Source organism: Catellatospora chokoriensis (assembly GCF_011297315.1).
GTDB lineage: Bacteria > Actinomycetota > Actinomycetes > Mycobacteriales > Micromonosporaceae > Catellatospora > Catellatospora citrea.
Genome location: NZ_JAAOTI010000004.1, coordinates 368,981 through 382,759 on the forward strand (window position 1 = coordinate 368,981; position 13,779 = coordinate 382,759).

Sequence of the window (13,779 nt, forward strand, 5' to 3'; positions counted from 1 at the left end):
TCCCATCCGGCCCACTACCTGCGACGACGCGACCAGGTAGCGGGTAGCGCCATGCCCGAAACCAGCCCCGAATCGGCCTGGGGAGGCCCCTCGTGACACCGGAACTGATCGCTACCTTGATCCTCGCCGCCGTGACAGTCGTCTATGTCTGGCTCTGTTGGGCGCTGCCGTTCGGTCGCTGCCGCTGGTGCTCGGCAACGGGCACCGCCAAGACCCTGATCATGCGCAGGCTCCGCTCCTGCCGGATGTGCGGCGGCTCCCGCAAGCGCCTGCGCATCGGACGCCGGATCTACAACGCCGTCCACAACGCCAACACCGACGCGGCCCGCGCCGCCCGCGCCAAGAACCGCAACGCGTCATGACACGCGCACTGACCGATGGACGGCCCCGTCGCGTCAAGCGCGACGAGAGCGCCGGACACCCCGAGTGGTGCGAGGGCGGCCACCACTGCACCGCGTTGACCATGCCGACCGGCGAGCACGTCTCCCGCCCGGAGATCTGGATCACCGATGTCGGTCGCTTCGTCGGCACCCGCCGCCGCGACCGGCACGGCAACGACCGCATGGAACTGCGCGTCCTGCTCGACCTCGCCGACGACGAAGACATCGCCCAGGCCCAGGCACGTCACCTGCTGGCCGTGACCCGCGTGGTTGTCGATCGGGTGTTCAGCCACGGCGACCTGGCCGCGGGAGGCCCGCGGTGAGCGCAATCCGTTCCGCCGTGGCGGAGCACGACGCGTCGCGCCCAGCTGGACACGACGCCTACGAGCCGTCGCGTGACACCGGCGTCACGCGACGGCTGTGCGCCTGGTGCGAACTGGCGATCCCGCCCAGCGCGCGCCGGGACGCGGTGTGCTGCTCGACCAGGTGCCGCCAGGCCCGGCACCGATTCGCCCGCACGGTCGGCACGCCGGCCGTAGCCGTCGACCCCGGCCGCCCACTACGGCTGGCGTACGCCGATCCGCCGTATCCGGGCAAGGCCTGGCTCTACCGCGACCACCCCGACTACGGCGGGGAGGTAGACCACGCTGAGCTGATCGCTCGCCTGACCGGCTATGACGGATGGGCGCTGTCCACCTCCGCCCGCGCCCTGCCCGCCGTGCTGGCCCTGTGCCCGCCTGGCGTGCGGGTCGCGGCCTGGCACCGCGGGGAGCGGCCCACCGCCAGCCGGTGGCCGCTCAACGCCTGGGAGCCGGTCATCTACCACGGCGGACGACCCGCCAACCCCGACGACCGCGGGCCACGGCGCACGGACTCCCTGGTGCATGGGGTCGCGCCGATGACGACGCTGCCCGGACGCGTGATCGGCGTGAAACCAGCCGCGTTCACGCGCTGGATGTTCGACCTGCTCGGCGCGGCCCCCGGTGACAGCTTCGATGACCTGTTCCCTGGTTCCGGTGCGGTCGCCCGCGCCTGGACCGCGTTCACCGATCCGTCGCGCGTCGACGCGCGACGGCTGGCCGCAGAGTCGTCGCGTGTCGACGCGGCGCTGCAGACACGACGGCTCACCGCCGACCCGTCGTGCGAGGCCTCACACGACGCGTCGCGACAGACGTCGCCCGCGACACCTCACCATGGGAAGGAGCACGCCTGATGACCAGCACCAACACCGCCGCGCGGCTGCTGGACGCCGCGCTGACCGCCGCCGAACACGGGTGGCGGGTGTTCCCCGTGACCCCCGACGACAAGACCCCCGCCGTCCGGGCGTGGGAGCAGCGCGCCACCACCGACCCCGACCGCATCCGGCGCTGCTGGTCGGCCGGTCCGTTCAACGTCGGTCTGGCGACCGGCCCGTCCGGGCTGGTCGTGGTCGACCTGGACAAGCTCAAGGGAGGGGAGCTGCCCGCGCCGTGGGAGTGCTGCGTGCACGGCGGTGAGATCCTGGCCGAGCTGGAGCGCCGCGCGGGTGTCTCCCCGGTCCGCACGTACACCGTGACGACCGGCAGCGGCGGCGCGCACCTGTACCTCCGCCACCCCGACCAGGGCGAGCAGATGCGCAACACCGCCGGGAAGCTGGGGCCGCTGATCGACACCCGCGCCCATGGCGGCTACGTGCTGGCCGCCGGCAGCGTCGTCAACGGCCGCCCGTACCAGGCTGTATCTGAGGTTCCGGTCGCTGACCTGCCGGAATGGCTGGTCACGGGGCTGGCTCCGGCGCCCTTGCCGGAGCAGGCCCCGGTGACAGTCACGCTGGGCGCTGACCGGGTGGGCCGGTACGTGGCCGCCGCGATCGACTCCCAGTTGTCGCACCTGGCGAAGGCCGCCAAGGGCGGGCGCAACGCCGCCCTGTACGCCTCCGCCGTCGCGCTGGGACAACTCGCCGCAGGCGGCGCGGTCGCGGCGCAGGACGTAGAAGGTCTGCTGACGCAGGCTGCCTACCAGGCCGGCCTGCGGCCGGCAGAGACCGCCCGCACGATCGCTTCCGGCCTGCGCGCCGGAGCGGCCCGCCCCCGGACGGTGGCCGCATGACCGCGCAGGTTCGCCACCTGGCCGCCGTCCCCGCCGACCAGGCCGCACGGGCAGGCTGGGACGTGCCCGTACCGGTCGGTACCAACACCGCCTCGCCGCCGCCGTTTCCCCTCGACGTGCTCCCCGGTTGGGCGCGCGACATGGTGGAAGGCGTCGCGACGTTCACCCAGACCGATACCGCCATGGGCGCGGGTGTGTTCCTGTCCGTGCTGTCGACGTGCGGGGCGCGCCGCCTGGTCGTGGAGGGCAAGCCCGGCTGGCGCGAGCCGGTCAACAGCTACGTGGCCACCGTCGCCGCGCCGGGTGAGCGCAAGAGCCCGGTGCATGGGGCGCTGGTCCGGCCGCTGTACCAGGCTCAGCAGCAGATGGCCGACCAGGTCCGGCCGCTGATCGAGCAGGAGGCGGCGCGGCGCGACATCGCCCAGCGCGCCGCCGAGCAGGCCCGCGCCAGCGCCGCGAAGGCCGACGCTGACAAGCGCGACGCGGCCACCGCCGAAGCCCTGGCCGCGGTGATGGCCGTGGAAGAGATCACCGTGCCGACGCTGCCACGGCTGATCTGCGACGACCACACCCCCGAAGCCCTGGTCAGCATGATGGCCGCCAACGGCGGACGCATGGCAGTGATCAGCGATGAGGGCGGCATCTTTGACACCCTCGCCGGCCGCTACTCCGGCACGCCCAACCTGGACCCGTACCTGAAGGGCTACAGCGGCGGGCACCTGTCCACCGACCGGCAGACCAGGGCAGGCGAGACCATCGAAGACCCCGCCCTCACGGTCGGTGTGATGACTCAGCCGGCCGCACTACGCAAGTTCGGCAGCAACGCCGAACTGTTCGGCCGTGGGCTGCCCGCGCGGTTCTGGTTCATCCTGCCGCGCAGCCTGGCCGGATACCGCGACCAGGACTCGCCGTCCGTGCCGGTCTCCGTGGCCGCGCGGTATGAGTCCACCGTGCGCATCCTGGCCACGACCCTGGCCGAGTGGGACGGGCCGCGCGTGCTGACCCTCACCGACGAGGCCAGCCGCGTCCGCGCCGCCGCCGCCGAAACCATCGAGGAGCAGCTACGCCCTGGTGGCGCGCTGCACGACGTGCGCGAGTGGGCCAACAAGCTGTTCGGTGCGATGCTGCGCCTGGCCGGCCTGCTGCACCTGGCCCACTACCCCACCGACGCATGGGAGCGCCAGATCAGCGGCGAGACCATGAGCCAGGCGGCGCAGGTCACCGCGTGGCTGATCGCGCACTACACAGCCGCCCTCGCCCTGGTCCACGGCGACCCCGCGGGCGAGACCGCTCATGACGTGCTGGCCGTACTGGTCACCAAGGACATGCGCACCTTCACCCGGCGCGAATTGCACCGCCGCGTGCAGCGCAAGCTACCGCGCGCCGAGCAGGTCATGACAGTCCTGGCCACCCTCGCCCAGCACGGATGGGTCCGCACCACGGCGGAAGGGGACTACGAACTACACCCCGACGCGCCGGACTACGTCACCAGTGCTGCGCCGAACGGCCGTTGATCTTCCCTGTCACCGTTGTCACCGCCTGTCACCGCAGGGCGGTGACAGCATTTCTGGCCCCCTGAGCAGCGCAGACATTCGCTCAGGGGGCCGATTGTCACCGTGTCACCGCTCCCGCGGACACGTTCGACCAAGCCAGGCGTCCGGGAGCGAGTTTGAGCGGGCACCAACATAGAGACATGGACATTGCTGAGATCAATCCTGGTTCAGGAACGCTCTCAGGCTGCTTTTCGAGGGAGGAACGGAGCATGACCACCCCTACCGCCATCGACCCGAGCAAGTTGCTGCTCAAGCCCGAGGAAGCCGCCGCCGTGCTCAGCATCGGCCGGACATCGCTCTACGCCCTGGTGCGCGAAGGGCTCATTGAGTCAGTCCAGGTCGGGCGACTGCGTCGCTTCCGGCGCGGGGACCTGGAGACCTACGTCGCTCAGCTCTGATCATCGGCCAACAGGAGGAACGACAGAATGCCCAGGAAGCGCGCGGAGGGCACCCGCGCACCGAACATGGCGGCGACCATCTACCAGGGCAACGACGGCAGATGGCACGGCCGCGTGACCATGGGAACGCTGGACAATGGCAAGCCCGACCGGCGGCACGTAAGCGCCAAGACTGAGGCCGAGGTCTTGCAGAAGGTGCGCGGTCTCGAACGTGACCGCGACGCCGGGCGGGTGGTACGTCCGGGCAAGGGCTGGACCGTTGAGAAGTGGCTCAACCACTGGTTGGAGCACATCGCAGCACCCACGGTGCGCGCGAACACGCTCAGCGGGTACCGCGTCGCCGTGCGGGTGCACCTGATTCCCGGCGTCGGCGCTCACCGCCTGGACAGACTCACGGCTGAGCACCTGGAAAAGCTCTACGCCAGGATGCAGGCCAGCGGCAGCGCCGCCGCCACCGCTCACCAGGCGCACAGAACGATCCGCGCTGCTCTCAACCAGGCGGTGAAGCGGCAGTATCTGGCGCGCAACCCGGCGACGTACGCGACGGCACCGCAGCTCGACGAGGAAGAGGTGGAGCCCTACACGATCGAGGAGGTACAGCGCTTCCTCGCCGAAGCGGGCAAGCATCGCAACAGCGCCAGGTGGGCCATCGCGCTTGCGCTGGGACTGCGGCAAGGCGAAGTGCTGGGACTTCAGTGGCCAGACCTCGACCTGGACAGGGGAGAACTGCGGGTGCGACGTAGCCGCCTGCGGCCAACGTACGCGCACGGCTGCGGCGGCACCTGCGGCCGTTCGCCCGGCTACTGCCCGCAGAAGCGGCAGACCAACGCGGCGACCGACAAGACGAAGTCGCGCGCTGGCCGGCGCAGGGTCGGCCTGCCTGCTGAACTCGTCGAACTGCTTGAAGCCCACCGCCAGGAACAGGACAAGGAACGGATCACGGCTGCCCAGCTCTGGCACGACGAAGGGTGGGTGTTCGCCAGCCACACGGGCAGGCCGCTCAGCCCGAACACGGACTACCGGGAGTGGAAACGGCTGCTGGCCGCAGCCGGGCTGCGAGACGGTCGCCTCCACGACGCTCGCCACACAGCCGCGACGGTGCTCCTGATCCTGGGAGTGCAGCAGCGTGCTGTGATGGGTCTCATGGGCTGGTCCAGCGCGGGCATGGCGGCGAGGTACCAGCACGTCACCGACTCGATCCGCCGGGACGTGGCCGACCAGATCGGGGGAGCGATCTGGAAGCGGACGAGCGAGCAGGAACGGCGCACGGGGGACGAGGGGGACGACGGCACCAGCGCCGTTCCGGCCCTGGTCTAGCGGGTGATTGAGACCAGAACTGAGACCACAGACAAACAGGGGGCCAGCCCGGTTCGGGCTGGCCCCCTGTTGTTTACTGCTCAGAGAGCGGAGGATACGAGATTCGAACTCGTGAGGGTTTTATCCCAACACGCTTTCCAAGCGTGCGCCCTAGGCCTCTAGGCGAATCCTCCGTCGAGAAGGATACATACCGGGGTCGGGGTCGGCACGTGCACCCCCGCCGGGTACAGTTGCGTAGCCCCCGTGCGGCGGCACCCTGTGAACCTCCCCAGGGCCGGAAGGCAGCAAGGATAAGCAGGCAATACCGGGTGCACGGGGGCCCTTTCATGCCCGCGCGCGCCCGCCCGACGCCGCACATCCTCATGATCAATGACGGTGACGGTGGCGGGGACTACGCTGAGGGCGACATCCGACGGGTGACTGGTAGGGGAGTGCGGCGATGCGGCCGGGTGGACAGCCGAACATGCAGCAGCTGATGAAGCAGGCGCAGAAGATGCAGGCGCAGCTCGCCTCGGCGCAGGCGGCGCTGGCGGAGGCCGAGGTCACCGGCACGGCCGGGGGCGGCCTGGTCACCGTGAAGATGACCGGATCCGGCGAGTTCCGCAGCATCTCCATCGACCCCAAGGCGGTCGACCCGGAGGACGTGGAGACCCTGGAGGACCTGGTGGCCGCCGCGTTCACCAACGCCGCCGACGAGGTGCGCAAGCTCACCGAGCAGAAGATGGGTCCGCTGTCCGCCGGTCTCGGCGGCATGGGCCTTCCCTTCTAGGCCCGGCCGACCGTGTACGAAGGCGCGATCCAGGACCTCATCGACGAGCTCGGCCGGCTCCCCGGAGTGGGGCCCAAGAGCGCCCAGCGCATCGCGTTCCACGTGCTCTCGGCCGATCCGACCGACATCAAGCGGCTGGCCGCCGCGCTCTCCCGGGTCAAGGAGCAGGTGCGCTTCTGCGTGCTCTGCTTCAACGTCGCCGAGGAGGAGCAGTGCCGCATCTGCCGCGACCCGCGGCGGCGTGAGGACGCGCTGTGCGTGGTGGAGGAGCCCAAGGACGTCGTCGCGATCGAGCGGACCAACGAGTTCCGCGGTCGCTACCACGTGCTCGGCGGGGCGATCAACCCGCTGGAGGGCATCGGCCCCGACCATCTGCGCATCCGTGAGCTGATGGCCCGGCTCGCCTCGGGGCAGGTGACCGAGCTGATCCTCGCCACGGACCCGAACACCGAGGGCGAGGCGACGGCGACGTATCTCGCGCTGCTGGTCAAGCCGATGGGCATCACGGTGTCCCGGCTGGCGAGCGGCCTGCCCGTCGGCGGCGACCTGGAGTACGCCGATGAGATCACTCTCGGTCGTGCTTTCGAGGGCCGACGGACCCTCTGAGCGGCCTCCCCGTTCGACAAAGATTCGCATAACTCGATGTCTTCTTAGCTTTTACCTGCGATTTTCTTCGTACCCGGCGTCCCATTTTTATAACGCCCTCATCACGGACCGGCCTGAACTTGGTTACAGGCACCCTGTGAGCTTGACGCCGGGCGAACTTGCGAAGAATGCTCTGATCATGCGGTGGCGTGCACCACACCCCACCGCTGTCGCCCTGTCATCCGACCGCCCCCACGGTGGACAGAGGGTCGGGCGGCGCGAATCACGCAGGTAACAACCGAGCGGATGTCGCGCGCGGCGCACCGCCACCCGCCCGTCCGGGCAGACCGGTGCGACGTCGTCGCCTCCGCAGGGAGGCAGCCGGTATATGGCCACGCGAACCGACACCTCGGCCCCTGAGGGGACCAAGGCCCCCGCGAAGGCGATCGAGGGACGCTCCCTCGGCCGCATCGCCTGGACGCGCCTCAAGCGCGACAAGGCGGCCATGGCCGGCGGCATAGTGGTGATCCTGCTGATCCTGATGGCGGTCTTCGCCCCGCTGATCGTGGGCTGGCTCGGCCACCCCCCGAACGAGTTCCACCAGGACAACAGCCTGCTCGCGGCGGAGCTGGGCGGCCTGCCCCGCGGCAACTTCCTGTTCTTCGAGAACAGCGGCATCAGCGGTGACTTCCTGTTCGGCCTGGAGCCGCAGAACGGCCGCGACCTGTTCAGCGAGATCGTCTACGGCGCCCGGGTCTCCCTGCTGATCGCCTTCCTCGCCACCCTGGTGTCGGTGCTGATCGGCTCCGCCATGGGCGTCATCGCCGGCTTCTTCGGCGGCATCGTCGACACCGTGATCAGCTTCCTGATGAACGTCTTCCTGGCGTTCCCGCTGCTGCTGTTCGCGATCGCGCTGGTCGGGGTGCTGCCCGACAGGGCGTTCGGGCTGTCCGGCAACTCGCTGCGCATCGCCCTGCTGATCTTCATCATCGGCTTCTTCAACTGGCCGTACATCGCCCGCATCGTGCGCGGCCAGACGCTGTCGCTGCGCGAGCGCGAGTTCGTCGACGCCGCCCGCAGCCTGGGCGCCCGCGGGCCGTACATCATCGTCAAGGAGATGCTGCCGAACCTGGTGGCGCCCATTCTCGTGTACGCCACCCTGCTGATCCCCACGAACATCCTGTTCGAGGCGGCGCTGTCCTTCCTCGGCGTCGGCGTGCAGCGCCAGGTCGTCGGCGAGCCCGGCGTGACATGGGGCGGCCTGCTCGCGGACGCGGCACGCAACTCGGTGGTCCACTTCATGTTCTTCCCCGGCATGGCGATCTTCATCACCGTGCTGGCCTTCAACCTGTTCGGCGACGGACTCCGCGACGCGCTCGATCCCAAGAGCAAGCGCTGACCCGAGCCACGCAACACCACCCACAGCGCGGTTCGAGACACGAACCGTTCCCCCCAGGGAGGAAGTTAGTGAGAAACAAGGGAAGGGTGCTGGCGGCGGCCTCGGCCGTCTTCGCACTCGCGGTCACCGCAGCTTGCGGTTCCGGTGAGGAAACTCCGAAGACCCAGGAGGTGAAGCCGGAGTTCAACGCCGCGCTCACCTCGGTGTTCAACCCGTCTGACAAGACGGGTGGCACGCTCAAGATGGCCATCTCGTCCGACTGGGACTCTGTCGACCCCGGCGACACCTACTACGGCCTCTCCTGGAACCTGCTCCGCCTGTACGGCCGGTCGCTGGTCATGTTCAAGCCGGCTCCGGGCGCCGCCAGCGGCGAGCTCGTCCCGGACCTCGCCGAGAGCCTGGGCGTGCCCAGCGACGGCGGCAAGACCTGGACCTACAAGCTGCGCGCCGGCGTCAAGTTCGAGGACGGCACGGCGATCACGGCCAAGGACGTGAAGTACGGCGTCATGCGGTCGATGGACAAGGAGGTGCTGGTCAACGGCTACACCTACTTCAACGACTCGCTGGCCCTCGAGGCCGACTACAAGGGCCCGTTCAAGGACAAGGCCGCCGACACCAAGTCGATCGAGACCCCGGACGAGCGCACCATCGTCTTCCACCTGAAGCAGCCGTTCGGTGGCTTCGACTACTTCGCGATGCTGCCGGCCACCGTGCCGGTGCCGGCCGCGAAGGACACCGGTGTGAAGTACAAGGAGCACGTCGTCTCCTCCGGCCCGTACATGTTCGACAAGTACGAGGCGGGCAAGGGCTTCACGCTCAAGCGCAACCCGAACTGGGACAAGGCGACCGACCCGAACCGCAAGGCGCTGCCGGACGCGTACGACGTCAAGATCGGCCTGAACGCCGACGACATCGACAACCAGCTGATCTCGGGTGACCTGCACGTCGACATCGCGGGCACCGGTGTGCAGCCGGCCGCGCTGCCGAAGGTGCTGCAGGACGCCGACAAGAAGGCGTACGCCGACAACCCGTCGGTCGCCCGCCTCTGGTACACCTCGATCAACCCCAAGGTCGCTCCCTTCGACAAGAAGGAGTGCCGCGAGGCTGTCATGTACGCGATGGACCGCACGTCGTACCAGGCCGCCTTCGGTGGCGAGTTCGCCGGTGGCCAGATCGCGACGAGCATCATGCCGCCCCAGATCCCGGGCTACGCGCCGACCAACGTCTACCCGGCGGGTGCGGACAACAAGGGTGACCTGGACAAGGCCAAGGCTTCGCTGCAGGCCTGCGGCAAGCCCACCGGCTTCGACGTGACGATGGGCTTCCGGGCCGAGCGTCCCAAGGAGAAGGCGACCGCCGAGGCGTTCCAGCAGGCGCTGGCCCGCGTGGGCATCAAGGTCACCCTGAAGGGCTTCCCGGTCGGCGACTACTTCTCGCTGTACGCGGGCAAGCCGTCCTACCGCAACAGCCCGTCCACCGGCCTGGGCCTGATGGTCAACGGCTGGGGCGCGGACTGGAACGACGGCTTCGGCTTCCTGTCGCAGATCGTGGACAGCCGGGTCATCCGCGACTCGGGTGGCTCGTCCAACCTCTCCGTCATGATCCCCGAGGTCGACGCCCTGATCGACCAGGCCGTCGCCGAGACCGACGTCAAGAAGCGCGAAGCGCTCTGGGCGCAGGTCGACAAGCGCGTCATGGAAGAGGCGGTCATCCTGCCGGGTGTCTGGGCCAAGGCTCTGACGCTGCGCGGCAAGGGCGTGACCAACGTCTTCGTCAACGAGGCGTTCGGTCAGTACGACTACCTCTCCATGGGTGTGGCGCAGTAAGCAGCACACCTGCTCCAACCCACCTGGCAATCATCAAAGGTAGGTGAAGGCGCAGGGTGGCCGGTCCGGCCGGGTCAGTTTGCCCGGCCGGACCGGCTGCCCAAGCCGATATCGTGGTCACTTTCTTCATCCGCCGGACCATCGGCGCGATCCTGATGCTCTTCGTGGTCAGCATCTCGACGTTCCTGATCTTCTTCGGGCTGCCCCGCCTCGCGGGCGCCACGCCTGAGACCTTCGCTGCGCGATACCTCAGCCGGACCGCCGACGCGCACGCTCAGCAGGTGTTCGCCGAGAAGCTGGGTTTCTACGACCCGCTCTGGCTGCAGTACTGGAACTGGATCAAGGCTGTCTTCGTCGGCACGAACTACGACTACGGCACCGGCATCGAACACTGCGCCGCACCCTGCTTCGGCTACTCCTTCCGCACCAACCACGCGGTCTGGGACGACCTGGTGGACCGGCTTCCGGTCACCGTCTCGCTGACCGTCGGTGCGTCGATCCTCTGGCTGCTCACCGGTGTCGCGGTCGGCGTGCTGAGCGCACTGCGCAAGGGCAGCTTCTTCGACCGAACCGCGATGACGGGCGCGCTGGCGGGTGTGTCGCTGCCCCCGTACTTCACCGGCCTGATGTTCCTCTACTTCTTCAGCTACCAGTTCGACCTGACCGCGCCGGGTGGCACCTACGTCAACTTCACCGACGACCCGGGCGAGTGGGCGTTCAGCCTCATCCTGCCCTGGATCACGTTGGCGATGCTGAACGCGGCGGCCTACGCGCGGTTCACCCGGGCGGGCATGCTCGACACGATGGGCGAGGACTTCATCCGCACCGCGCGGGCCAAGGGCCTGCACGAGCGGGTGGTGGTCACGAAGCACGGCCTGCGTGCCGCGCTTACCCCCATCATCACGATCTTCGGCCTGGACGTCGGCCTGCTGCTCGGCGGCGCGATCCTCACGGAGAGCACCTTCGGGCTCAAGGGCCTCGGCTACTTCGCCATCGACGCCATCAACAAGCAGGACTTCCCACAGATCATGGGCGTGACGATGTTCGCGGCGTTCTTCGTCGTCGTCGCCAACCTGATCGTCGATATGCTCTACGCGGTGGTCGACCCGCGGGTGAGGCTGTCATGAACACTGTGATCTCTCCTCGGCAGGATCCCACCGCGCGGCCGTTCCTCGAACTGCGCGATCTGAAGATCCATTTCCCGACCGACGACGGCGTGGTCAAGTCCGTGGACGGGCTGAGCTTCTCCCTGGAGCGGGGCAAGACACTCGGCATCGTGGGCGAGTCCGGCTCCGGCAAGTCGGTGTCCAGTCTGGGCATCCTCGGCATCTACCACCGGGGCAACGCCAGGATGTCCGGCGAGATCTGGCTGGACGGCCAGGAACTGGTCGGCGCGTCGCCGGAGACCGTGCGCGGGCTGCGCGGCAAGCGGATGGCGATGATCTTCCAGGACCCGCTGTCGGCGATGCACCCCTACTACACCGTCGGTGACCAGATCATCGAGGCGTACCGGGTGCACCACAAGGTGTCCAAGAAGGTCGCCCGCAAGCACGCGATCGACCTGCTGGCCCGGGTCGGCATCCCGCAGCCGGACAAGCGCGTCGACGACTACCCGCACCAGTTCTCCGGCGGCATGCGGCAGCGCGCGATGATCGCGATGGCGCTGTCCTGCGACCCGGAGCTGCTGATCGCCGACGAGCCGACCACGGCGCTCGACGTGACGGTGCAGGCGCAGATCCTCGACCTGGTGCGCGACCTGCAGCGGGAGTTCAACTCCGCGCTGATCATCATCACGCACGACCTGGGTGTCACCGCCGAACTCGCCGACGACGTGCTGGTCATGTACGGCGGCAAGTGCATCGAGTACGGCGCGGCCACGGAGATCTTCGACAACCCGGAGCACCCGTACACCTGGGGTCTGCTCGGCTCGATGCCGCGGCTGGATCAGCCGGTCACCGAGCGGCTGCTGCCCATCAAGGGCACCCCGCCGTCGCTGATCAACGTGCCGTCCGGCTGCGCCTTCCACCCGCGCTGCGCCTTCGACGGGCGCACCGGCGGAGCCAGCGACACGGTCGTGCCGGAGCTGGAGCTCACCGGCACCAGCGGTCACCGGGTGCGCTGCCACATGCCCGCGCACGTGCGTCAGCAGATCTGGCTCAACGAGATCAAGCCGACCCTGGAGGGCACCGGCGGGCTCGCGGTGGCGGACATGTCCGCCCTGCCTTCCGCCTCTGAAGAGCACAGCGAGGAGACGGCATGAGCGAGCGTAGCGAGCGAATCATGTTTGCTGCCGATGCCGCCGACGAGCGAAGCGAGGAGAAGGCATGAGCACCCCGGACAACGCCCTGCTGTCGGTGCGCGGCCTGACGAAGCACTTCCCGATCCACAAGGGCGTGCTGCGCCGCAAGGTCGGCGCGGTGCAGGCCGTCGACGGGCTCGACTTCGACGTGCTGCCGGGCGAGACGCTCGGCCTGGTTGGCGAGTCGGGCTGCGGCAAGACGACCACCGGCCGGCTGCTGACCCGGCTCATCGAGCCGACCGGCGGCAGCATCCACTTCGACGGCCGGGACATCTCGCACATGTCGCAGGGGCGGCTCCGCCCGTTCCGCCGCGACCTGCAGATGATCTTCCAGGACCCGTACTCGTCGCTGAACCCCCGGCACACGGTCGGCGCCATCGTCGGCGCACCGTTCCGGATCCAGGGTGTGAAGACCGAGCACGGCGTCAAGCGCGAGGTGCAGAAGCTGCTGGAGCTGGTCGGCCTCAACCCCGAGCACTACAACCGCTACCCGCACGAGTTCTCCGGCGGCCAGCGCCAGCGCATCGGCATCGCCCGTACGCTGGCCCTGAAGCCGAAGATGATCATCGCGGACGAGCCGGTCTCGGCACTCGACGTGTCCATCCAGGCCCAGGTGGTCAACCTGCTGGAGGACCTGCAGACCGAGCTCGGGCTGACCTACGTGGTGATCGCGCACGACCTGTCGGTGGTGCGCCACATCTCCGACCGGGTCGCGGTGATGTACCTGGGCAAGATCGTCGAGGTCGCCGACCGGGAGTCGCTGTACCGCGCGCCGCGTCACCCGTACACGGCCGCGCTGCTGTCGGCGGTGCCGGTGCCCGACCCGCGCCGGCGCGAGAGCGGCCAGCGTGAGCGGATCCTGCTCACCGGCGACGTGCCCAGCCCGATCAACCCGCCGTCGGGTTGCCGGTTCCGCACCCGGTGCTGGAAGGCGCAGGACATCTGCGCCACCACGCCGCCGCCGCTGGTCCGCCACGGCGACGACAACGCCGGTCACCTGGCCGCCTGCCACTTCCCGATGGCACTCGGCGAGAAGCGCTGACCCGTCCCGCACACCCGAAGAGGCCCCGAGGTGCACGCACCTCGGGGCCTCTTCGTCGGCTTTCTGGTCCGCAGCTTCGGGGAAACTGCGGTATCGGACTCCCGGATACCAGCAGTTTCCCCG

General features: G+C 69.0%; 14 protein-coding genes, 1 tRNA gene and 1 other RNA gene. 15 read left to right on the forward strand and 1 reads right to left on the reverse strand.

The features are described 5' to 3' along the window. Window positions 1–92: 92 nt before the first annotated feature. The 7 genes from HAV39_RS08910 (at window position 93) to HAV39_RS08940 (ending at window position 5,736) form a co-directional block, all read left to right on the forward strand. Entirely contained in the window at window positions 93–362 is a 270-nt protein-coding gene (locus tag HAV39_RS08910; RefSeq protein ID WP_191838664.1) for a hypothetical protein, read from the forward strand. Further along, window positions 359–703 (forward strand): hypothetical protein, encoded by a 345-nt coding sequence (locus HAV39_RS08915; protein ID WP_191838665.1) that lies wholly within the window; start codon window positions 359–361, stop codon window positions 701–703. Before HAV39_RS08910 ends, HAV39_RS08915 begins: the two co-directional genes overlap by 4 nt. Further along, a complete protein-coding gene (locus tag HAV39_RS08920; RefSeq protein ID WP_191838666.1) occupies window positions 700–1,593 on the forward strand; it encodes a hypothetical protein in 894 nt (297 codons plus the stop codon). Before HAV39_RS08915 ends, HAV39_RS08920 begins: the two co-directional genes overlap by 4 nt. Continuing rightward, complete coding sequence (locus tag HAV39_RS08925; RefSeq protein ID WP_191838667.1) at window positions 1,593–2,468, forward strand: bifunctional DNA primase/polymerase; 876 nt, start codon at window positions 1,593–1,595, stop codon at window positions 2,466–2,468. Before HAV39_RS08920 ends, HAV39_RS08925 begins: the two co-directional genes overlap by 1 nt. Beyond that, on the forward strand, window positions 2,465–3,982 hold the full coding sequence (locus tag HAV39_RS08930) for a YfjI family protein (RefSeq protein WP_191838668.1): 1,518 nt from the start codon (window positions 2,465–2,467) through the stop codon (window positions 3,980–3,982). Before HAV39_RS08925 ends, HAV39_RS08930 begins: the two co-directional genes overlap by 4 nt. 248 nt (window positions 3,983–4,230) lie before the next feature. Continuing rightward, window positions 4,231–4,419 (forward strand): helix-turn-helix domain-containing protein, encoded by a 189-nt coding sequence (locus tag HAV39_RS08935; protein WP_191838669.1) that lies wholly within the window; start codon window positions 4,231–4,233, stop codon window positions 4,417–4,419. A gap of 27 nt (window positions 4,420–4,446) precedes the next feature. Continuing rightward, window positions 4,447–5,736 (forward strand): tyrosine-type recombinase/integrase, encoded by a 1,290-nt coding sequence (locus tag HAV39_RS08940; protein ID WP_191838670.1) that lies wholly within the window; start codon window positions 4,447–4,449, stop codon window positions 5,734–5,736. Between the two features lie 88 nt (window positions 5,737–5,824). Here HAV39_RS08940 and HAV39_RS08945 read toward each other — a convergent pair. After that, a tRNA-Ser gene (locus HAV39_RS08945) sits at window positions 5,825–5,909 on the reverse strand. A 59-nt stretch (window positions 5,910–5,968) separates the two neighbouring features. Here HAV39_RS08945 and ffs point away from each other — a divergent pair. The 8 genes from ffs (at window position 5,969) to HAV39_RS08985 (ending at window position 13,656) form a co-directional block, all read left to right on the forward strand. Beyond that, window positions 5,969–6,064, forward strand: an RNA gene (gene ffs, locus HAV39_RS08950) — signal recognition particle sRNA small type. A 135-nt stretch (window positions 6,065–6,199) separates the two neighbouring features. Then, window positions 6,200–6,505 (forward strand): YbaB/EbfC family nucleoid-associated protein, encoded by a 306-nt coding sequence (locus HAV39_RS08955; protein ID WP_223124405.1) that lies wholly within the window; start codon window positions 6,200–6,202, stop codon window positions 6,503–6,505. Between the two features lie 12 nt (window positions 6,506–6,517). Further along, window positions 6,518–7,111, forward strand: a complete 594-nt coding sequence (gene recR, locus HAV39_RS08960) for a recombination mediator RecR (RefSeq protein ID WP_191838672.1) — start codon at window positions 6,518–6,520, stop codon at window positions 7,109–7,111. Between the two features lie 367 nt (window positions 7,112–7,478). Beyond that, entirely contained in the window at window positions 7,479–8,489 is a 1,011-nt protein-coding gene (locus tag HAV39_RS08965; RefSeq protein ID WP_191838673.1) for an ABC transporter permease, read from the forward strand. Between the two features lie 68 nt (window positions 8,490–8,557). Next, window positions 8,558–10,315 carry an ABC transporter substrate-binding protein gene (locus HAV39_RS08970; protein ID WP_191838674.1) on the forward strand — a complete coding sequence of 586 codons (1,758 nt, stop codon included), beginning with the start codon at window positions 8,558–8,560 and terminating at the stop codon, window positions 10,313–10,315. A gap of 113 nt (window positions 10,316–10,428) precedes the next feature. After that, complete coding sequence (locus HAV39_RS08975; RefSeq protein ID WP_191838675.1) at window positions 10,429–11,442, forward strand: ABC transporter permease; 1,014 nt, start codon at window positions 10,429–10,431, stop codon at window positions 11,440–11,442. Beyond that, window positions 11,439–12,575: an ABC transporter ATP-binding protein gene (locus HAV39_RS08980; protein ID WP_191838676.1), complete on the forward strand. Its 1,137-nt coding sequence runs from the start codon at window positions 11,439–11,441 to the stop codon at window positions 12,573–12,575. The genes HAV39_RS08975 and HAV39_RS08980 overlap by 4 nt, the downstream gene beginning before the upstream one ends. Window positions 12,576–12,639: 64 nt before the next feature. After that, the gene (locus HAV39_RS08985; RefSeq protein WP_191838677.1) at window positions 12,640–13,656 is read left to right on the forward strand and encodes an ABC transporter ATP-binding protein; all 1,017 of its coding nucleotides are present in this window, start codon (window positions 12,640–12,642) and stop codon (window positions 13,654–13,656) included. The last annotated feature ends 123 nt before the right edge of the window (window positions 13,657–13,779 follow it).

Coding starts and splice junctions, on each gene's coding strand:
- HAV39_RS08915 (WP_191838665.1), top strand. CDS start 359: ATGACACGCGCACTGACCGATGGACGGCCCCGTCGCGTCAAGCGCGAC.
- HAV39_RS08930 (WP_191838668.1), top strand. CDS start 2,465: ATGACCGCGCAGGTTCGCCACCTGGCCGCCGTCCCCGCCGACCAGGCC.
- HAV39_RS08965 (WP_191838673.1), top strand. CDS start 7,479: ATGGCCACGCGAACCGACACCTCGGCCCCTGAGGGGACCAAGGCCCCC.
- HAV39_RS08980 (WP_191838676.1), top strand. CDS start 11,439: ATGAACACTGTGATCTCTCCTCGGCAGGATCCCACCGCGCGGCCGTTC.
- HAV39_RS08940 (WP_191838670.1), top strand. CDS start 4,447: ATGCCCAGGAAGCGCGCGGAGGGCACCCGCGCACCGAACATGGCGGCG.
- HAV39_RS08955 (WP_223124405.1), top strand. CDS start 6,200: ATGCAGCAGCTGATGAAGCAGGCGCAGAAGATGCAGGCGCAGCTCGCC.
- HAV39_RS08925 (WP_191838667.1), top strand. CDS start 1,593: ATGACCAGCACCAACACCGCCGCGCGGCTGCTGGACGCCGCGCTGACC.
- HAV39_RS08935 (WP_191838669.1), top strand. CDS start 4,231: ATGACCACCCCTACCGCCATCGACCCGAGCAAGTTGCTGCTCAAGCCC.
- HAV39_RS08985 (WP_191838677.1), top strand. CDS start 12,640: ATGAGCACCCCGGACAACGCCCTGCTGTCGGTGCGCGGCCTGACGAAG.